Source organism: Bradyrhizobium sp. DOA1, assembly GCF_001593325.1.
Classification (GTDB): domain Bacteria; phylum Pseudomonadota; class Alphaproteobacteria; order Rhizobiales; family Xanthobacteraceae; genus Bradyrhizobium.
Map to the genome: position 1 here is coordinate 1,549,280 of NZ_JXJM01000001.1, position 19,822 is coordinate 1,569,101.

Here is a 19,822-nt window from a genome sequence, read left to right on the forward strand (position 1 = left end):
AATCAGGCGCGATTTGCCTGATCAGGCCATAATCGATCACGCAAAGAGTAGATAAGCTAGCCGCCGAGGATGCGGCGGCAGGCGTCGACGAACACCTCCGCGCCGGTGACGATGTCGGAATCCGCTGTGTTCTCGGTCCAGTGATGGCTGATGCCGCCGATCGACGGCACGAACAGCATGGCCGCGGGCACGATCGTTGCCAGCATTTGCGCATCGTGGCCGGCGCCGCTGGGCATGCGAATGGATCGTCCGCCGGCGAAGGCCTTGCTTGCCGCTTCGATCGCATCCTGAAAGCCGGAGTTCATCATCGCAGGTGCGCCGGTGCGCAGCTTCGTGACGGTGACGGTGCAGGGGCCCTTTGCGTTGACCTCGTCTACCATAGTCCGCAGCAATTGCTCCAGCCGCGCGATGACGGCGGGATCGTCGTCGCGGATCTGGAACAGCATCTCGCCGCCGCCCGGAATGATGCTCGGCGCGCCCGGATCGAGCGTGATGCGGCCGGTGGTCCACACCGTCCGCGGACCGCAAGCATCAGGGAAACGTTCGTCGATCGCGACGCAGAACTTGGCCAGCGCCAGCCCCGCATCCTTGCGTACGGCCATGCGCGTGGTGCCGGCGTGGTTCTGCTCGCCGGTAAAGTTGATCCTGTATTGCCAGATGCCGACGATGGAGGTCACGACGCCGATCGCGAGGCGGCCGCTTTCGAGCGTGTCGCCCTGCTCGATATGCGCCTCGAGATATCCGACGTGCCGGCCCGGCTCGGCGGTGACGCGCGCCCGTCCGGAAAGACCCATGTCGGCGAGTGCCTCGCGCATGGAGCGGCCGCTGGTGCGGTCGCGCGCGGCATCGATTTCGGCCTCGGTCACTTGCCCCACAAACGAGCGCGAGCCGAGGAAGCTGCCGAAATGCCCTTCCTCGTCGCACCAGCAGGCGACTTCGACCGCGCCGTTGAAGGCGGGATCGGCATTGAGCACGCGCGCGGCTTCCAGCGCATAGATAACGCCGAGCGGGCCATCGAGCCAGCCGGCGTAATTCTGGCTTTCCAGATGTGAGCCCGCGAGCAGTTTCGGTCCCGGCTTCGTGCTGGTGCCGAAGACGTTGCCGATGCCGTCGATCGCGGCGGAGAGGCCCGCATCGGGCAGCTTCTGCACCAGCCAGTCGAGCGACTGCCTGTGCGGCTCGGAGAAGGTCGGCTTGTGCACGCCGGTCTTGTAGGCGCCGATGGCGCGGAGCGCGTTGAGGTCGGCGAGGACGCGCGTTCCCTCAGTGCGGGGCAGAGTGTCAGGCATGTTCGGCAACCTTCAGCGCCTCGGTGCGGATCTCCTCGACCAGCCGTTCCTTGAGCTGGACGAATTCCGGCGTGGTCTTAATCTTGTAGGAGCGCGGATGCGGCAGGTCGACATTGATCTCGGCCTTGATCCGGCCGGGACGCGCGCTCATGACGATGACGCGGCTGCCGAGGAAGATGGCTTCCTCGATGTCGTGGGTCACGAACAGGACCGTCTTCTGGTCGCGCTCCCAGATGCCCAGCAGCATCTCCTGCATCAGGGCGCGGGTCTGGTTGTCGAGCGCGCCGAAGGGCTCGTCGAGCAGCAGGATCTTCGGATCATTGGCGAGCGCGCGCGCAATCGCGGTGCGCTGCTGCATGCCGCCGGAAAGTTGCTTCGGCCAGTGGTTCTCGAAGCCGGCCAAGCCGACCTGGCGGATGAAGGCGTCGGCGATCTTGTTGCGCTCGCCCTCGGTCACGCCGCGCTCGCGCAAACCGAAGGCGATGTTCTCGCGCACGGTCAGCCACGGGAACAGCGTGTAGGATTGGAACACCATACCGCGATCGGCGCCCGGGCCGGTCACCTCGCGTCCATCGAGCGTCACGCGTCCGCTGGTCGGACGGTCGAGGCCCGCGACGATGCGGAGCAGCGTGGACTTGCCGCAGCCGGAGGGCCCGAGGATGGTGACGAAGTCGTTGTTGCCGATGACCAGGTCGGTCGGCTCCAGCGCCTTGGTCGGCGCGTTGCCATGGCGCGCAGGAAAGGTGCGCGAAACCTGTTCGATCCTGAGCGTCGTCATGCGAGCTTCCACGGAAACAGCCAGGCGTTGAACGCCTTGAACAGGAAGTCCGAGACCAGACCGATCAATCCGATCACGATGATGCCGAAGATGATCTGGCCGGTGTTGAGCAGGGCCTGGCTGTCGGTGATCATGTGGCCGATGCCCGAGGACGAGCCGATCAGCTCGGCGACGATGACATAGGTCCAGGCCCAGCCCAGCACCAGCCGCAGGATCTCCGCGATCTCCGGCGCGGAGGAGGGCAGCAGCACCCGGCGGATGATGCCGCGGTCGCTGGCGCCCAGCGTATAGGCGGCCTCGACCAGATCGCGCCGCGTGGCACCGACGGTCACCGCGACCATCAGAATGACCTGGAACACCGAGCCGATGAAGATGACGAGCAGCTTTTGCAATTCGCCGATGCCGGCCCACAGGATCAGAAGAGGAATGAAGGCGGAGGCAGGCAGATAGCGCGCAAAGGAGACGAACGGTTCGAGGAACGCTTCGACCGGCTTGTACGCTCCCATCAGCACGCCGAGGGGGACCGCGATGATTGCCGCGAGCGCAAACCCGCCGACGACGCGCCAGATCGTCATGCCGATGTCGTAGAGGAAGCCGTGCTTGGTGAGCAGCTCGACGCCCTCCTGCACCATGGTCAGGGGATTGGCGAGGAAGGTCTTCGACACATGGCCGCCGAACGTCGCCCAGGACCAGAGGGCGACGAACAGCACGAAGAACGCAAGGCCATAGGCCGCGCGCTGCCTCGATGTAACGGGGTCCAGAGGACGCATCAGACTGTCTATCCGAGAGATCGATTCAGCCGCCGGTCCCGCGATTGCGCGGAACCGGCGGCTTGACGAGGTTTACTTGATGAAGCTCGCGTCGTAGAGGTTCTCGACCTTGGGTGCGGCCTTGATGATGCCGATCTCGAGCAGCAGCTCGGCGGCCTCCTTGTTGAAGGTCAGGAAGTCGCCGGCGAAGAATTTCTGGTTCGCGGCCTTGTCCTGCCAGCGCAGATATTTCGCCGAGTTGCCGAACTGCTCGCCGGTCTGCTTCACATCGGCGCCCATGATCTCATAGGCCTTGGCCTGGTCCTTGGCGATCACCTCGAGCGCCTCGAAATAGCTGTCGGCGAGAGCCTTGGCGGCCTTGGGATTCTCCGTCAGGAATTTCGGCGTGCAGCCGAAGGTGTCCATCACCATCGGATAGTCGAGCGTGGTCGCGATGATCTTGCCCTTGTCTGGGGCGGCGCGCACGGTCGAGAGGTACGGCTCATAGGTCATCGCGGCATCGTTCTGGCCGGAGACGAAAGCCTGCGCGGCCGCAGCCGGCTCGAGGTTCACCACGGTCACGTCCTTCGTCGTCAGGCCGTTCTTCTTGAGCATCCAGGCCAGCGCGAAATACGGCGAGGTACCCGGCGCGGAGGCTGCGACGGTCTTGCCTTTCAGGTCCTTAATCGCGGTGACGTCGTTGCGCACGGCCATGCCGTCGGCGCCATAGCTCTTGTCGAGCTGGAAGATCTGCTTGGTGGCAACGCCGTTGGCGTTCCACGAGATCCAGGTCTCGACCGTGGTCGCCGCGCACTGGATGTCGCCGGAGGCGATGGCGAGATGCCGGTCCTTCTGCGGGATCTTCTTGATGGTGACGTCAAGCCCGTTCTTCTTGAAGATGCCGGCCTCCTTCGCGAGCGTCAGCGGCGCAAAGCCGGTCCAGCCGGAGATGCCAACGCCGACCTTGACGTCGTCGGCGAGCACGGGAGTGGAGGCCGCGAGGGCAATGATCGTCGCAAATACTTTTGAACTACGCATGTTTGTCGTCCTCTTGCCGATCGATGGATTGACGTCCTGTTGATCATTGTCGGTCCGTGCGGACCGTTGCCCGAAGCATTGCACGAATTGTGCCGACATTCTCCTCTCAGCCTCCCTTGAATCGGGCGACAAGGCGGTGAGAGTCACCGGGATAGAGCAGGCGAACCGCGGTGATGGTCCGCGCGCTGCGCCAGGTATAGCGGTCGATCACGAGGCAGGGGGCGCCGACGGCGATGTCGAGCGCCTCCGCCGTGCGATCGTCCGCAACGATGGCACTGATCGTGTGCTCGGCTTCCGTCCATGGGACATGGTGAAGCAGCCAGGAGCCGGGCGGCTCGCGCGCAAAATCCGCGGTTGCGGCATGCGGCACGGACGCAAGGTCGATCAGCCTGTCCTCGACGGCGAAGGGCACGTTGTCGGCGCTGTGCCGGCAGGCGATTGCGACCACCTTGCCGGCTTTCTTGACGCCGAGGCGATCGCGGTCGGCAGCGGTCGCCGCGCGCAGCTTGCGGCCGATTAGCTCGTAGCCGTAGGAGCGGCCGAGCCCCGTGATCTCGGCGCGGATGTCGGCGATCTTGAGCACCGCCGACTGATGCTGCGGCCGGCGCACAAAGGAGCCGGCACGCCGTCGCCGCTCGATCAGATCTGCTTGCGCCAGCTCCGACAGCGCCTTGTTCACGGTCATGCGGGAGCAGCCGTAATGCTCAACCAGTTCGTGCTCGAACGGAATGCGATGCCCCGGCGGCCACTCGCCGGTCAGGATGCGCTTCTCGATGTCGGCGCGGATGCGCTTATAGAGCGTCGGCTTGTCGCCATCGGTTACGAGGCTCATGCGACGAGCCTCCGCACTGCCGCGCTGAAACCTTCGCGCGCGGCTTGACGCAGCCTGTGCCGGCCGCCTTCAACGACCTTGTCGCCGCCGGCCCAGACGCAATCGATCGCACCATTGCTCGCGGCGAAGATCCAGCCGTCGATGGCCGCATCGCCAGTGCGTCCCGCCAGCGAAGGATGCGTCGTGTCGAGCGTGACGATATCGGCGCACGCGCCCGGTGCGAGGCCGACCATCGGTTGCGCCAGCGCTTGCGCGCCGCCCGCAAGAGCATGGTCGAATAGCGTGCGACCCGTGGAGCGGCCCGCGCCACTGGAGAGCACGTTGCGCTGGCGGTGCTTGAGGCGCTGGCCATATTCGAGTTGGCGCAATTCGTCGGCGACGCCGACCAGCACGTTGGAATCTGTGCCGACACCGAACGCGCCGCCGGCAGCGAGAAACTCGCGGGCCGAAAAGATGCCGTCGCCGAGGCTTGCCTCCGTGATGGGGCAGAGACCCGCGACAGCACCGGTCTTGGCGAACGCGGTGACTTCCTCATCCGTCATGTGCGTGGCGTGGATGAGGCACCAGCGCCGATCGAGCGGCGCATGCTCCAGCAGCCATTGCACCGGCCGCCGTCCCGACCAAGCCAGGCAATCCTCGACTTCCTTCACTTGCTCGGCGGCGTGAATGTGTACCGGCCCGCCATCGGCAAGCGGGATGATCGCCGCGAGCTCGTCGGGTGTCACCGCGCGCAAGCTATGCGGCGCGATGCCGATATTGGCACCCGGCAAATCGCTGATTGCCTTGCGCGAGGCGGCCATGAGCGCGGCGAACTGGTCGACCGAGCAGATGAAGCGGCGTTGGCCTGCATGCGGCAGCGCGCCACCAAATGAGCCATGCGCATAAAAACTCGGCAGCAGAGTCAGCGCAATGCCGGAAGCTTCGGCGGCCTGTGCGATGCGCGCGGCCATCTCGCCAAGGTCGGCGAAATGGGCGCCGTCGCGATCATGATGCAGATAATGGAATTCGCCGACGCGCGTAAAACCCTGCTCCAGCATCTCGACATAGAGCAGCGTTGCGACGGACGCGACGTCGTCCGGCGTCATCGCCAGTGCGAAACGGTACATCGTCTCGCGCCAGGTCCAGAACGTGTCGGTGCTGTCGCCGCGCAACTCGGCGAGGCCTGCCATGCCGCGCTGGAACGCGTGGCTGTGCAGGCTCGCCAACCCCGGAACCGCAATCTGGTGACGCTCATCACCGGCGGAAGGCGCGACGCCCGGCGTCACCTCCGCGATCGCGCCGTCGGTTACGACCACCTGCACGTCATTGGCCCAACCCGAGGGCAGGAGCGCGGAGGCGAAATGCAGTCGGGTCATGATTACACGCCGGCTGGACAGAACGCTCCCACGATTATATGTCTAGACATATAAGTCAAGCATCCCACGCGAAGGGACCGTTGCATGGCAGAGCGCTTCGACCGGATCTGGCACAATGCCCGGCTCGCCACGATGCGGGTCGACCGTCCCGATCTCGGCGAGATCGAGCGCGGCGTGATCGCGGCGCGCGGTGGCCGGATCGTCTACGCGGGCGCACAGACTGATTTCACGGCAGATGCCGATGCCACCGAACGGATCGATTGCGAGGGACGCTGGATCACCCCCGGCCTCGTCGATTGCCACACCCATCTCGTCTATGGCGGCAATCGCGCGCACGAATTCGAGCTGCGCCTGAAGGGCGCGAGCTACGAGGAGATTGCGCGCGCCGGCGGCGGTATCGTCTCGACGGTGGCCGCGACACGCAAGGCGAACGAAGCCGAGCTTGTCGCGAGCGCGTTGCCGCGGCTCGACGCCTTGATCGCCGAGGGCGTCACCACGATCGAGGTCAAGTCCGGCTATGGTCTCGATACCGAAACCGAAATGCGCCAGCTCGCCGCGGCGCGCAGCCTTGGTCGAGAGCGGCCCGTTGCGATCCGCACGTCGTTTCTGGGCGCGCACGCGCTGCCGGTCGAAGCCAATGGCGACAAGGACCGTTATATCGATCTCGTCTGCAACGAGATGCTGCCCGCCGTCGCGAAGGCCGGCCTTGCCGATGCCGTCGATGCCTTCATGGAGGGCATCGCGTTCTCGGCCGAGCAGACCGCGCGGGTGTTCGAGACGGCGCGGGAGCTGGGACTGCCTGTCAAACTCCATGCCGATCAGCTGTCGAACCTAGGTGGTGCTGCACTTGCGGCAAAATTCTCCGCGCTCTCGGCCGATCACCTCGAGCACACCGACGAAGCCGGCGCAGCCGCGATGGCGAAGGCGGGTACCGTGGCGGTGCTGCTGCCCGGCGCGTTCTACTTCATCCGCGAGACGCAGAAGCCGCCGGTCGAGACGTTCCGCAAGACTGGCGCCTGCATGGCGCTGGCGACCGATTGCAATCCCGGCAGCTCGCCGCTCGCCTCGCTGCTGCTCGCGATGAACATGGGCGCGACGCTGTTTCGGATGACAGTTGCCGAATGCCTTGCCGGTGTCACCCGCGAAGGCGCGCGGGCGCTCGGCGTGCTGGAGGAGACTGGTACGTTAGAGGCCGGCAAATGGTGTGATCTCGCCATCTGGGACATCGAGCGGCCGGCCGAGCTGGTCTATCGAATCGGCTTCAACCCGCTGCAACGCCGAGTATGGAGGGGACAGTGACAGGGCAGGGGGCGACCATCGTCGTCAAGCCGGGAACGTCCAGCCTCGACGATCTCGCGCGCGTGCTCGAGGGAGCTTCCGTCGTGCTCGATGCCTCGTTCTGGCCGCGCGTCGAGGCCGCGGCGGAGATCGTCGCGAAGGCGGCTCGCGCTGACGCACCGGTCTATGGCATCAACACCGGCTTCGGGAAGCTGGCGTCGAAGCGCATCCCGCCCGATCAGACCGCGCTGCTCCAGCGCAATCTCATCGTCTCGCATTGCTGCGGCGTCGGCCAGCCGACACCCGAGCCTATCGTCCGCCTGACGATGGCGTTGAAGATCGTCTCGCTCGGCCGCGGCGCTTCCGGCGTGCGCCGCGAGGTGATCGAGCTGTTGCAGGATATGCTGACCCGACAGGTCTACCCATTGGTGCCACAGCAGGGGTCAGTCGGCGCCTCCGGCGATCTTGCGCCGCTGGCGCATATGACGGCCGTGATGACCGGAGAAGGCCAAGCGATCGTTGACGGCAAAATTGTATCCGGCGCCGATGCGCTCAAGGCTGCCGGCCTGGCGCCACTGACGCTCGGCCCGAAAGAGGGGCTCGCGCTGATCAACGGCACGCAGTTCTCGACCGCCTACGCCATATCAGGCGTGCTGCGCGCATTCCGCCTGGCGCGTGCCGCGCTCGTGACCGGTGCATTGTCGGTGGACGCGGCGATGGCCTCGACGGCGCCGTTCCGTCCCGAGATCCAGGCGCTGCGCGGCCATGCCGGGCAGATCGCTGCGGCGGCGACGTTGACGGCGCTGCTCGACGGCAGCGACATCCGCCTGTCGCATCTCGAAGGCGACGAGCGCGTACAGGATCCCTATTGCCTGCGCTGCCAGCCGCAGGTCGCCGGCGCCGCACTCGACCTGATCACGCAGGCGGCGCGCGCGCTGATCGTCGAGGCCAACGCTGTCACCGACAATCCGCTGGTGCTGGTTGAGACCGGCGAAATCGTCTCGGGCGGCAACTTCCACGCCGAGCCCGTGGCCTTTGCCGCCGATGCGATTGCACTCGCGCTCTCGGAGATCGGTGCGATCAGCGAGCGGCGCATCGCCACGCTGGTCGACCCCGCGCTCAATTTCGGCCTGCCGCCGTTCCTGACGCCCGATCCCGGCATCAATTCCGGCTTCATGATCGCCGAGGTGACGGCGGCCGCGCTCTATGCCGAGAACAAGCAGCGCGCAGCTGCCTGCTCGATCGATTCGACGCCGACCAGCGCCAACCAGGAAGACCATGTCTCGATGGCCGCACATGCCGCGCGGCGGCTCTCGGACATGTCCGACAATCTCGCCGCCATCCTCGGCATCGAGCTGCTCGTGGCCGCCCAGGGCATCACGCTGCGCGCGCCGCATGCGACCAGCGCGCCGCTCGCTGCCGTCATTGCCAAGCTGCGCGAGCACGTGCCCGCGCTCGGTGCCGACCGCTATATGGCCGGCGATCTCGCCAAGGCAGCCGCCTTGATCGAAGCCGACGCGCTGCCGGCGATCGCGATCACCGCGCTTCCATCCGATCCGTTTCCGAGACTTGATTAAGAGGTCCGCATGAACCGCCGACTGGACAATGACCGCATCATCCGCGCCCCTCGCGGCAGCGACATCAGCGCGAAGAGCTGGCTCACGGAAGCGCCGTTGCGCATGATGATGAACAATCTGGATCCTGATGTCGCGGAGCGCCCGAGCGAGCTCGTCGTCTACGGCGGCATCGGCCGCGCCGCACGCGACTGGGACAGCTTCGACCAGATCGCGGCGGCCTTGCGCTCACTCGAAGCCGACCAGACGCTGCTGGTCCAGTCCGGCAAGCCGGTCGGCGTGTTCCGCACCCACGCCGACGCGCCGAGGGTGCTGATCGCAAACTCCAACATCGTGCCGCATTGGGCGACGCTCGATCATTTCAACGAGCTCGATCGCAAGGGCCTGATGATGTACGGCCAGATGACGGCCGGCTCCTGGATCTATATCGGCAGCCAGGGCATCGTGCAGGGCACCTACGAGACCTTCGTCGAGGTCGGCCGTCGCCACTATGGCGGTAGCCTCGCGGGCAAATGGATTCTCACGGCCGGTCTCGGCGGCATGGGCGGCGCGCAGCCGCTGGCCGCGACCATGGCCGGCGCCTCGATGCTCGCGGTCGAATGTCAGCCGAGCCGTATCGAGATGCGGCTGCGCACCGGCTATCTCGATCGCCAAGCTACGACCCTCGACGAAGCCCTCGCGATCATGGCAGACGCCGCGCAGACAAAGAAGGCGGTCTCGGTCGGCCTGCTCGGCAATGCCGCGGAGATTTTTCCGGAGCTGGTGCGCCGCGGCGTCAGGCCCGACATCGTCACCGACCAGACCAGCGCGCACGATCCGATCAACGGATACTTGCCGAAGGGTTGGACGCTGGCGGAATGGGAAGCCAAGCGTGGCTCCGATCCGAAATCGGTCGAGCGCGCCTCGAAAACTTCGATGGTCGAGCATGTCCAGGCCATGCTGGATTTCCACGCGCAGGACATCCCGACGCTCGACTACGGCAACAACATCCGCCAGATGGCGCAGGACATGGGCCTGAAGAACGCCTTCGATTTCCCTGGCTTCGTGCCCGCCTATATTCGCCCCTTGTTCTGCCGCGGCGTCGGGCCGTTCCGCTGGGCTGCGCTGTCGGGCGATCCCGAAGACATCTTCAAGACCGACGCCAAGGTCAAGGAGCTGATGCCTGAGGACAAGCATCTGCACAATTGGCTCGACATGGCCAAGGAGCGCATCAAGTTTCAGGGCTTGCCGGCGCGGATCTGCTGGGTCGGTCTCGGTGATCGCCATCGCCTGGGCTTGGCCTTCAACGAGATGGTGGCGCGCGGGGAATTGAAGGCGCCCGTCGTGATCGGCCGCGATCACCTCGACAGCGGTTCAGTGGCGAGCCCCAACCGCGAGACCGAGGCGATGAAGGACGGATCGGACGCGGTGTCCGATTGGCCCTTGCTCAATGCGCTGCTCAATTGCGCCAGCGGCGCGACCTGGGTCTCGCTGCATCATGGCGGCGGTGTCGGCATTGGCTATTCCCAGCACGCCGGCATGGTGATCGTCGCCGACGGCACGCCGGAAGCGGCCAGGCGGATCGAGCGCGTGCTCTGGAACGATCCCGCCAGCGGCGTCATGCGCCATGCTGACGCGGGTTACGACATCGCGATCGACTGCGCCCGCGACAAGGGGCTCGATCTGCCGAGCCTTGCGAAGTAACGCCTTCAGTCGCTCTCCAGGAGCCTCGGCATCGTCGTCTTGGCGCCGTCCATGAAGGTCTGGACGGCGTCGCGGACAATCGCGTCGAGATCCGGCGGGATCGGCGTCGCATAAATGAACTTGCGGATGGCGAGATAGAAGATGCGGCCGTGCAGGCCCCAGAACAGCTCGGTCTCGCGTTCACTCAACGAGTGCGCTTTCGCGTCAGGCAGCTTCAGTTCATGGCGCAACTCGCCAGCGGCGGGCTCGATGATCTCGCGCCTGACGATGTCGAGATAGCGGCCGGTGATGCCGAACGACTTCATGCCGGAGAAGACGAAGATCCGCACCCAATTGTACTCGAACACGCGTTCGACATAGTCGAGATAGAAACGCGTAAGCCTGGCCTCCAGCGGCAAGGTCCGGTCGCGGATCATCGGTCCCCAGTCCGGCGACCAGCGGCTGAGATAGACCTCCTGGTAGACCCGCTCGATCAGCGCTTCCTTGCTCGGGAAGTGGCGATAGATCGCCGAATGCGTAATGCCCATGCGCTTGGCGAGCTCGCGGGTCTGGCCCTCGAAGCCGCGCTCGGCGAAGAAGCGGATCGCTTCCTCCACGATCACGCGCTCGCGATCGGCCGCACGCATGTTGCGGCGCTTTGGCGCAGACTTGCTGCCTGTCTCGGTCCGCTTGCGGACCGCACGCTTCGAAGTTTTCTGCGCTTTCCGGGCCATTTCGTCGCTGAATCGAACGTCTTGCCTCCTTCATAGCCCAAGCTGGTTTTGTGACCAAATGGTCATTTCCTGTTGACCGGCATCCGGCGCCGTGTCAGGATTTTGAGACCAGGTGGTTACAAATCTGGCATCCCGGCTGATGAGCCGACGGATATCGGGGAAACGGCAGTGAAGGCGAAGGCTTTCAGCTATTTTCGTGCTGCGACGATCGACCAGGCGCTGGACGCTCACGCGCGCGCCGGGGACGATGCGCGCTTCATCGCCGGCGGCCAGAGCCTCGTCCCGGCGCTGTCGCTGCGGCTGCAGGCGCCGCGGCTATTGATCGACATCACTCATATCGACGAGCTGCGCGGTGTCACGCGCGAGGGCGGCCACTTGCGCATCGGCGCGCTGACGCGTCATTGCGAGATGCTGAGCGAGCCGTTGATCGCCGAATTCGCGCCGCTCCTGCATGCGGCCGCGCCCTTCGTCGCCCATCCCGCCATTCGCAACCGCGGCACGTTCGGCGGCAGCGTCGCGCTGGCCGATCCCGCATCCGAATTTCCGGCGATGACCCTGGCGCTGGATACCGAGATCGAAATCGCAGGCCCTTCCGGTCGCCGACGGGTGAAGGCGGATGATTTTTTCCTCGGCCTGTTCGAAACGGCGTTGCAGCCGGGCGAGCTGATCACCGCGGTCCATGTTCCGCTGTTTAGGGCCGACCAGCGCTTTGCATTCGACGAGCTGGCGCGACGGCGTGGCGATTACGCGCTGGTTGGCTGCGGAATATTAGGGACTTTCATCGGCGACCACATTGACGACATCCGCATCGCGTTCTTCTCCGTCGGCGACACGCCGACACGGGCGAGGAGTGCCGAGGCGGCGCTGATTGGCAAAGGACTCGATGCCGACCGTATCGCTGCTGCACAAGCCGCGCTCGAAGGCGATCTCGCGCCGCCGGAGAGCGACGAGGTGCCGCCGGCGATGCGGCTGCATCTCGCCCGCGTGCTGCTCGGCCGCCTGCTCGGACGTCTCGGTGAGGGCTCATGAGCGGCTTCGAGGACAGCCTGCTGGACGAGGTGGACGAGACCGTCCGGATTCGCCTTGTCGTCAATGGCCGCAAGGTTGTCTGCGAGGTCGCGCCGCGTCACACGCTGGTCGATTGCCTGCGCGACACGCTCGAGCTGACCGGCACGCACGCCGGCTGCGAAATGGGCGCCTGCGGAGCCTGCCTGGTGCAGCTCGATGGCCGCGCCGTACATTCCTGCCTGGTCTTCGCGGTGCAGGCCGACGGCGCGACCGTCAACACGATCGAAGGCCTCACCGAGAGCGGTGTGCTCGCCGAGCTCCAGGCCGAATTCCACCGCCGCAATGCGCTACAATGCGGCTTCTGCACGCCGGGCATGCTCGTCAACGCCCATGAACTGCTTTCGCGGGTGGCACAGCCGAGCCGCGAGGAAATCCGCGACGCGCTGTCGGGCAATTATTGCCGCTGTACCGGCTATGAAGCGATCATCGATGCGATCGACACCGTCGCCAAAGCGCACAGTGAGAACGGAGGCGCGACGTGAGCGCACCGCTGACCTCCCTGGATCGCCCGAACTCCTATATCGGCCGCTCTGTGCCGCGGCCGAACGCAAAGCGCCTGCTCGCCGGGCGCGGGCGCTATGTCAGCGATCTCCGCCTGCCGCGCATGCTCCATGCTGCGTTCCTGCGCAGCCCGCATGCGCATGCTAGGATCGTCGCGATCAATACTGACGAGGCGCGCACGCTCAATGGCGTGCATCTCGTCGCGACGGGTGGAGACCTTGCCAAGATCTGTACACCCTGGATCGGCACGCTCGACCATTTCAAGGGCATGACCTCGGCACCGCAACTGCCGTTGCCATTGGATCGCGTGGTCTGGGCGGGTCAGGCCGTGGTCGCGGTCGTCGCCGAGAGCCGCGCGATTGCCGAGGATGCGCTGGAGCTGATCGAGGTCGACTACGAGGACCTTCCTGTCGTCGTCGATATCGACAGCGCGCGTGAGGCCGGCGGCCCGCTGGTCAATCCCGGCAGCGCCAATAACACCTGCTTCCGCAGCCAGCTCGACAACGGCACCGTCGACGACGCATTTGCAAACGCCGCCCACGTCGTGGAGGAGGAGTTCTCCTTTGGTCGCCACACTGCGGTGACGCTGGAGCCGCGCGCGATCGTCGCGGATTACGATCCGGCGGCCGGCATGCTCACCGTGCATCACGCGACGCAGACGCCCTACCAGTTCCAGGATCTCTATTCGCGCCATTACGGTATTGCCGAGGCCCGTGTTCGCGTGATCGCGACCGACATTGGCGGCTCCTTCGGGATGAAGCTGCATGTCTATCACGAAGACATGGCGGTGGTCGGCCTTTCGATCCTGCTCGGCCGTCCGGTCAAATACGTTGCCGACCGCATCGAGTCCTTCGTGTCGGACATTCACGCCCGCGACCACCGCGTCCGCGCCCGGATGGCGCTGGATTCCAGGGGCGAGATCCTGGCAATGGACGTGCTGGACCTAACCTCGATCGGCGCATTCTCGACCTATCCGCGCACCAGCGTTGTCGAGGGCAACCAGGTGATCCGCCTGATCGGTGCGCCCTATCGCTTCAAGAATTATCGCGCCACGCTGGAGGTGATCTTCCAGAACAAGGTGCAGACCAGCCAGTACCGTGCCGTCGGCCATCCGGTCGCCTGCGCGGTCACCGAGCGCCTCGTCGACTTGGCGGCCGCGAAGCTCGGCCTCGATCCCTTTGCCATCCGCGCGCAGAACGTGATCGCGGACGATGCCTATCCGCAGACCTCACCGACCGGCTATCGTTTCGAGGCCTTATCGCACCAGGCCTGCCTCAAGCGTCTGCACGAGCTGATGAACTATGACGCGCTGCGTGTCGAGCAAGCGGACTTGCGCAAGCGCAGCGTCTACCGCGGCATCGGCATTGCCACCTTTGTCGAGATCACCAATCCAAGTCCTGCGTTCTACGGCGTGGGCGGCGCGCGTATTTCGTCGCAGGATGGGGCGATCCTCAGCCTGACGCCGTCGGGCGAGGTGCGCTGCCTGATCTCGGTGACCGAGCAGGGGCAGGGCACCGAGGCGATCATCAGCCAGATCGTGGCCGACCAGCTCGGCCTTGCGCAGGAGCGCGTCAAGGTCATCACCGGCGACACCGAGGTGACGCCGCATGGCGGCGCCACCTGGGCCTGCCGTGGGGCCGGCATCGGCGGCGAGACCGCGCTGCAGGCCGCGCGTGCGCTCAAGCGCAACATTCTGGAGATCGCCGCGCTGATCCTTCAGGAGCAGACGTCGGCGCTCGACATCATCGATGGTGAAGTGGTCGACGCCGGCACGCGGAACCAGCGGATGCCGATCGCGGAGATCGCGCGCATCGCCTATTTCCGCTCCGACACGTTGCCGCCCGGCACGCAGGCGCAGCTCACCGTCAGCCACCATTTTGCACCGCAGGGCTATCCCTTCGCCTTCACCAACGGCATCCAGGGCTGCTCGCTCGAAGTCGACGTCGAGACCGGCTTCGTCAAGCTCCTCAAACATTTCATCGTCGAGGATTGCGGCCGCGTCATCAATCCGATGCTGGTGGACGAGCAGCTCCGCGGAGGCATCGTGCAGGGGCTGGGCGCGGCGCTGTTCGAGGAGTGCCGCTACAGCGAGACCGGGCAGCTCATGAACGGCTCGCTCGCCGACTATCTTGTGCCGATGCCGATGGAGATGCCCGACATCGTCATCGCCCATGTCGAGACCCCGACCGCCGACACCGAGCTCGGCGCCAAGGGGGTTGGCGAGGCCGGCACGGCGGCGGCCTCCGCCTGCGTTCTCAACGCCGTCAACGATGCGCTCGCGCCGTTCGGCGCGACGATCAATTCCATGCCCATTACACCTGCCAAAGTCCTGAAAGCCCTGAAGCGATTCTAGAAAAAAGACAGTTGGAGGAAATCATGCCCAAATCCGGTTCGACCCTGCGGATATCCCGCCGCACCGCGCTCGCCGGCCTCTCGGCCAGCGCAGCATTGCTCGCCATGCCCCGGCTCGGCCGCGCCGCGGACGAGACGATCCGTATCGGCTTTCCGACGCCGCTGACAGGCCCGTTCGCGGCGGAAGCGCGCGACCAGGTCAAGTGTGCCGAGCTCGCCGTCAAGCTCGTCAACGACAAGGGTGGCATCGGCGGCCGGAAGGTCGAACTGCTGGTGCGCGACGACAAGCTCAATGCCGGCGAGGCCGCGACCCGCACCTTGGAGCTGATCGAAAAGGACAAGGTTCACGCCGTGGTCGGCGCGCTCTCCAGCGCGGTGCAGCTCGCGGTCAACGAGGTCACCCGCGCCCGCGGCGTGATCTACGTTTCCATCAGCCAGTCCGATACCATCAACGAGGCCAAGGATTTCAGCAAATACACCTTCCACGAGGCTCTGAACCCGCACATGACCACTGCCGCGGTGGCGCGGCAGACCCTGAAGAAGGGGATGAAGGTCGCCCATCTCGTCGCCGATTATGCCTACGGCCATGAGATGCTGCGCGGCTTCAAGCGCGCGCAGACGGCGATCGGCGCGGAGAGTGTCGGCGAGATCCTGCATCCGTTCGGCGCCGCTGATTATTCCACCTTCATGCCGCGCCTGATGTCGATGCGCCCGGATGTGCTCTGCATCTCCAATTTCGGCCGCGACCAGGCCAATGCGATCAAGCAGGCCGTGGATTTCGGCATCAAGCAGCAGATGAAGATCGTCGTGCCCGTCATCCTGCACAACCAGCGGCTCGCGGTCGGCCCCGACGTGTTCGAAGGCGTGGTCGGCGGCGCCAACTATTATTGGGGCCTGGAGACGCAGAGCAAATCGGCAGCGGCCTTCAACACGGCGTTCAAGGCCGCCAATGGCGGCGCGATCCCGACCGACTACGGCGCCTACGGCTATTCCGGGGTCGGATCGCTGCTTGCGGCCATGCAGGCCGCGGGCGGTACCGATACGGACAAGGTCATCGATGCCCTGGAGAAGCTGCAATATGATCTGACCAAGGGTCCGCAGCATTACCGCAAATGCGACCACCAGTCGGTGCAGTCGGTGCTGGTGCTGGAGTCCAAGAAGAAATCGGCCATGGCTGGCGACAACGATCTGTTCGCGATCCTCGCCAACGACGCCGGTTCCGACGGCATGCTGCGGACCTGCAGCGAACTCGGCCACGCCACTTAAGACTGAGACGATGGATCTGTCGCTGATCATCATGCAGCTTCTCTCCGGGGTCGCCCTTGGGGCGGTCCTGGTGATCACTGCGCTTGGCCTGACGATCGTGTTCGGCATGCTCGGGGTGGTGAATTTCGCCCATGGCGCGCTGTTCATGATCGGAGCCTATGCGGGACTCTATCTAGCATCGCTCACGGGGAGCTTCTGGTGGGGATTGCTACTGGCTCCCATCCTGATCGGCGCCTTCGGCATGCTGATCGAGTTCGTCCTGATCCGCAGGCTCTATGGACGCTCGATCGACGATCCGCTGCTGCTCACTTTCGGCCTCAGCTACATCCTGGTCGAGGGCGTGCGCATCGTGTTCGGCAGCGACGGCATCCCATTTCCGACCCCGCCGCAACTGATCGGCGTGCTCGACCTCGGCATCGGCTTTTTTCCGCGCTACCGCCTGTTCGTCATCGTGCTGGTCGCAGTGGTGTTGCTTGCGCTCTGGCTGACGTTGGAGAAGACCCGCGTCGGCTTGATCGTGCGGGCCGGTGCGCGCGACCCCACCATCATGCAGGTGCTCGGCGTCGACATCGGCCGGGTGTGGCTCGCGATCTTCGGACTCGGCGTTGGGCTGGCTGCGCTTGGCGGCGTGCTCGCGGGGCCGATGCGTAGCGTAAATCCCGAGATGGGGTCCCTGGTGCTGGCGGAAGCGTTCGTCGTAACCGTGATCGGCGGCCTCGGCTCGATCGTCGGTGCGGTCGTGGCCGGGCTCATGGTCGGCATTTCCATCAGCCTGGTGGCGCTGTTCGCGCCGGAGATGGCGACCATCGTCATGTTCGCGCTGATGGCGGTGGTGCTGCTGATCCGCCCGCAGGGTCTGTTCGGCGTCAGAGGGAGGACGGCATGACGTCATCACCGGGCGGCCAAACTCTCGCCAAATCTGCACCGGGCGGATTTGACCGTATTCTCGACCACCGCGTGCTGCTCTCGATTGCGGTGCTCGCCATATTGCCCTGGCTGCTGCCGTCCAAGGCGCTGGCGGTCAACGTCCTGATCTACGGCGTCGTGGTGATGGGCTACAATCTGCTGTTCGGCTACACCGGGCTGTTGTCGTTTGGCCAGGCCGCGTTCTTCGGTGCGGGCGCCTATTTTACGGGGATCGCGATCGGCCGATATGGCGTGCCCTGGTTTGCGGCGGTGGCGATTGCGGTGCTGCTCAGCACCTGCCTGGCAGCCCTGATCGGCATCGTCTCGACGCGCACCCGTGGCATCTACTTCTCCATGGTGACGCTCGCTTTGGCGCAACTCGTCTACTATGTCGCGCTCCAGGCGGCCTCCTTCACCGGTGGCGAGAACGGACTGCGCGGCTTCACCGTCGACCGCATCAGCCTGTTCGGCCTTCAGGTCAACTTCCTCGATCCTGTCAACAAGTACTACGTGCTGATGGTCTTTGCGGCATTGGCGATGTGGTTCCAGTCGCGCATCCTGAACTCTCCATTCGGCGCCGTCATCGAGGCGATCCGCGAGAACGAGCAGCGGGCGCGGGCCTGCGGCTATGACGTCGAACGCAGCAAGCTGGTCGTGTTCATGCTGTCGGGCGCGATCTCATCGCTCGGCGGCTGCATGCTGGCGCTGCATCTATCGATCGTGCCGCTCGACATCCTGCACTACCAGACCTCGGGCATGATCGTGATGATGGTGCTGCTCGGCGGCGCCCGCAGCTTTTTCGGACCGTTCGTCGGTGCTGCCAGCTTCCTGATCCTGGAGGACGTCATCTCGCTCTGGACGCCGCATTGGCAGATCTTCGTCGGCGCGATCTTCGTCCTGTTCGTGCTGTTCCTGCCCAAGGGTATCTGGGGGACGCTGCTGGATGCCCTTGGCTTCGGAAAGGCGCGGCCATGAGCGCCGAGCTGCTTCGGGCCGAAGGCATCGGCAAACGATTTGGCGGTTTCACTGCGCTTGAAGGCATCACCGTGTCGTTCGCGGCCGGCCAGCTTACCTCGATCATCGGGCCGAACGGCGCCGGCAAGAGCACTTTCTTCAACATCCTGTCCGGCGCGCTGACGCCGACGTCGGGCAAGCTGCATTTCAGGGGACGTGAGCTCAACGGCCTGCCGCAGCACCGCTTCGTGCATCAGGGCATCTCGCGGTCGTACCAGATCACGAACATCTTTCCGGACCTGTCCGTGCACGAGAACGTCCGCGTCGCGGCACAGGCGCTGACCGTGAGCTACGACATCTGGCGAAACCGCACCCGACTGACCGAGCTGAACGCGAGTGCCGATGCGGCGCTGGACGCGGTCGGATTGCTCGGCAAGCGCGGCGAACTGGCAAAATTCCTGTCGCACGGCCAGCAGCGCGCGCTGGAGATCGCGATCGCATTGGTATCCGAGCCGGAATTGCTGCTGCTGGACGAGCCGACCGCCGGCATGGGGCCGGAGGAGACCAAGGACATGGTCGCGCTGCTCGAACGCCTCGCAGAGAAGCGCACCGTGCTGCTGGTGGAGCACAAGATGAAGATGGTGCTGGGACTGTCGAAGCGCGTCGTCGTGCTGCACCACGGCCGCCTCCTTGCCGACGGTGCGCCGGACGAGATCAGGAGCAACCCGGAAGTTCGCCGGGTCTACCTGGGACAGAGTGAAGGCTATGGCTGAGACCGCGCTGCTCGACATCGAAGATCTCCATGCCTGGTATGGCGCAAGCCATATCCTCCACGGCATCTCACTGCACGTGAACGCCGGCGAAGTGGTCGCGCTCGTCGGCCGCAACGGCGCCGGCAAGACCACCACCTTGCGGGCGGTGATGGGCCTGATGCCGAAAGCTCAGGGCCGCGTGCGCTTCGCTGGCAGGGAGCTGTTGCCCCTGCGGGCGCATCAGCGCTTCCACCTTGGCCTCGCCTATGTGCCCGAAGAGCGCCGCATCGTTCCCGGCCTGTCGGTGCGCGAGAACCTCCGGCTCGGCCTCGTCGCCGCGGGCAGCGACATCGAGGAGCGCGCGGCCATCGACGAGATCGCCGAAACCTTTCCGCGTCTGAAGGAGCGCCTCGACCAGGAAGGCGTGACGCTCTCCGGCGGCGAGCAGCAGATGCTGGCGATCGCGCGGGCGCTGATCGCGAACCCCAAGATGATCCTGCTCGATGAGCCCTCCGAGGGCATCATGCCCGTGCTGGTCGAGGAGATGGGCGTTCTGTTCCGCCGCTTGCGGGACGAGGGCAAGACGCTGCTGCTGGTGGAGCAGAACGTCGAATGGGCGCTGCGGCTGGCCGACCGCGCAGTGATCATCGATCAGGGCGAGGTGGTGCATCAGAGCAGCGCGGCGGCGCTGCTCGCGGACAAGGACATCCAGGAACGTTACTGTGCGGTCTGAC

General features: G+C 65.3%; 18 protein-coding genes. 11 read left to right on the forward strand and 7 right to left on the reverse strand.

All coding sequences use genetic code 11. The annotated features are described in order from the left end of the window. Positions 1–56: 56 nt before the first annotated feature. The 6 genes from SE91_RS07155 to SE91_RS07180 form a co-directional block, all read right to left on the reverse strand. Positions 57–1,289, reverse strand: a complete 1,233-nt coding sequence (locus SE91_RS07155) for a Zn-dependent hydrolase (protein ID WP_061847080.1) — start codon at positions 1,287–1,289, stop codon at positions 57–59. Beyond that, entirely contained in the window at positions 1,282–2,067 is a 786-nt protein-coding gene (locus SE91_RS07160) for an ABC transporter ATP-binding protein (RefSeq protein WP_061847081.1), read from the reverse strand. Before SE91_RS07160 ends, SE91_RS07155 begins: the two co-directional genes overlap by 8 nt. Next, positions 2,064–2,837 (reverse strand): ABC transporter permease, encoded by a 774-nt coding sequence (locus SE91_RS07165; protein WP_061847082.1) that lies wholly within the window; start codon positions 2,835–2,837, stop codon positions 2,064–2,066. Before SE91_RS07165 ends, SE91_RS07160 begins: the two co-directional genes overlap by 4 nt. Positions 2,838–2,909: 72 nt before the next feature. Continuing rightward, entirely contained in the window at positions 2,910–3,854 is a 945-nt protein-coding gene (locus tag SE91_RS07170; protein WP_061851024.1) for an ABC transporter substrate-binding protein, read from the reverse strand. 106 nt (positions 3,855–3,960) lie between these two features. Next, on the reverse strand, positions 3,961–4,686 hold the full coding sequence (gene hutC, locus SE91_RS07175; RefSeq protein WP_061847083.1) for a histidine utilization transcriptional repressor HutC: 726 nt from the start codon (positions 4,684–4,686) through the stop codon (positions 3,961–3,963). Continuing rightward, entirely contained in the window at positions 4,683–6,041 is a 1,359-nt protein-coding gene (locus SE91_RS07180) for a formimidoylglutamate deiminase (RefSeq protein ID WP_061847084.1), read from the reverse strand. The genes hutC and SE91_RS07180 overlap by 4 nt, the downstream gene beginning before the upstream one ends. 84 nt (positions 6,042–6,125) lie before the next feature. Here SE91_RS07180 and hutI point away from each other — a divergent pair, with 84 nt between their 5' ends. Genes hutI through hutU form a run of 3 tightly spaced genes read left to right on the forward strand, consistent with a single transcriptional unit; the run spans position 6,126 to position 10,576 of the window. After that, positions 6,126–7,340 carry an imidazolonepropionase gene (hutI, locus tag SE91_RS07185; protein WP_061847085.1) on the forward strand — a complete coding sequence of 405 codons (1,215 nt, stop codon included), beginning with the start codon at positions 6,126–6,128 and terminating at the stop codon, positions 7,338–7,340. Further along, positions 7,337–8,896 carry a histidine ammonia-lyase gene (gene hutH / locus SE91_RS07190; RefSeq protein WP_082813681.1) on the forward strand — a complete coding sequence of 520 codons (1,560 nt, stop codon included), beginning with the start codon at positions 7,337–7,339 and terminating at the stop codon, positions 8,894–8,896. Before hutI ends, hutH begins: the two co-directional genes overlap by 4 nt. A 9-nt stretch (positions 8,897–8,905) precedes the next feature. Continuing rightward, on the forward strand, positions 8,906–10,576 hold the full coding sequence (gene hutU / locus SE91_RS07195) for a urocanate hydratase (protein WP_061847087.1): 1,671 nt from the start codon (positions 8,906–8,908) through the stop codon (positions 10,574–10,576). 5 nt (positions 10,577–10,581) lie between these two features. Here hutU and SE91_RS07200 read toward each other — a convergent pair whose 3' ends face one another. Then, positions 10,582–11,202 carry a TetR/AcrR family transcriptional regulator gene (locus SE91_RS07200; protein ID WP_061851025.1) on the reverse strand — a complete coding sequence of 207 codons (621 nt, stop codon included), beginning with the start codon at positions 11,200–11,202 and terminating at the stop codon, positions 10,582–10,584. Positions 11,203–11,457: 255 nt separating this feature from the next. Between SE91_RS07200 and SE91_RS07205 the strand changes: the two genes are divergently transcribed. Genes SE91_RS07205 through SE91_RS07240 form a run of 8 tightly spaced genes read left to right on the forward strand, consistent with a single transcriptional unit; the run spans position 11,458 to position 19,821 of the window. After that, positions 11,458–12,318: an FAD binding domain-containing protein gene (locus SE91_RS07205; RefSeq protein ID WP_061847088.1), complete on the forward strand. Its 861-nt coding sequence runs from the start codon at positions 11,458–11,460 to the stop codon at positions 12,316–12,318. After that, positions 12,315–12,839, forward strand: coding sequence for a (2Fe-2S)-binding protein (locus tag SE91_RS07210; protein ID WP_061847089.1), 525 nt, complete (start codon positions 12,315–12,317; stop codon positions 12,837–12,839). The genes SE91_RS07205 and SE91_RS07210 overlap by 4 nt, the downstream gene beginning before the upstream one ends. Beyond that, the gene (locus SE91_RS07215; protein ID WP_061847090.1) at positions 12,836–15,211 is read left to right on the forward strand and encodes a xanthine dehydrogenase family protein molybdopterin-binding subunit; all 2,376 of its coding nucleotides are present in this window, start codon (positions 12,836–12,838) and stop codon (positions 15,209–15,211) included. The genes SE91_RS07210 and SE91_RS07215 overlap by 4 nt, the downstream gene beginning before the upstream one ends. A 23-nt stretch (positions 15,212–15,234) precedes the next feature. Beyond that, complete coding sequence (locus tag SE91_RS07220; RefSeq protein ID WP_060737857.1) at positions 15,235–16,476, forward strand: ABC transporter substrate-binding protein; 1,242 nt, start codon at positions 15,235–15,237, stop codon at positions 16,474–16,476. Between the two features lie 10 nt (positions 16,477–16,486). Beyond that, positions 16,487–17,362, forward strand: a complete 876-nt coding sequence (locus tag SE91_RS07225; RefSeq protein ID WP_061847091.1) for a branched-chain amino acid ABC transporter permease — start codon at positions 16,487–16,489, stop codon at positions 17,360–17,362. Then, positions 17,359–18,357: a branched-chain amino acid ABC transporter permease gene (locus SE91_RS07230; RefSeq protein WP_060736703.1), complete on the forward strand. Its 999-nt coding sequence runs from the start codon at positions 17,359–17,361 to the stop codon at positions 18,355–18,357. Before SE91_RS07225 ends, SE91_RS07230 begins: the two co-directional genes overlap by 4 nt. Next, on the forward strand, positions 18,354–19,109 hold the full coding sequence (locus SE91_RS07235; protein ID WP_060736702.1) for an ABC transporter ATP-binding protein: 756 nt from the start codon (positions 18,354–18,356) through the stop codon (positions 19,107–19,109). Before SE91_RS07230 ends, SE91_RS07235 begins: the two co-directional genes overlap by 4 nt. Continuing rightward, positions 19,102–19,821, forward strand: coding sequence for an ABC transporter ATP-binding protein (locus tag SE91_RS07240; RefSeq protein ID WP_061847092.1), 720 nt, complete (start codon positions 19,102–19,104; stop codon positions 19,819–19,821). The genes SE91_RS07235 and SE91_RS07240 overlap by 8 nt, the downstream gene beginning before the upstream one ends. Position 19,822 lies beyond the last annotated feature (1 nt).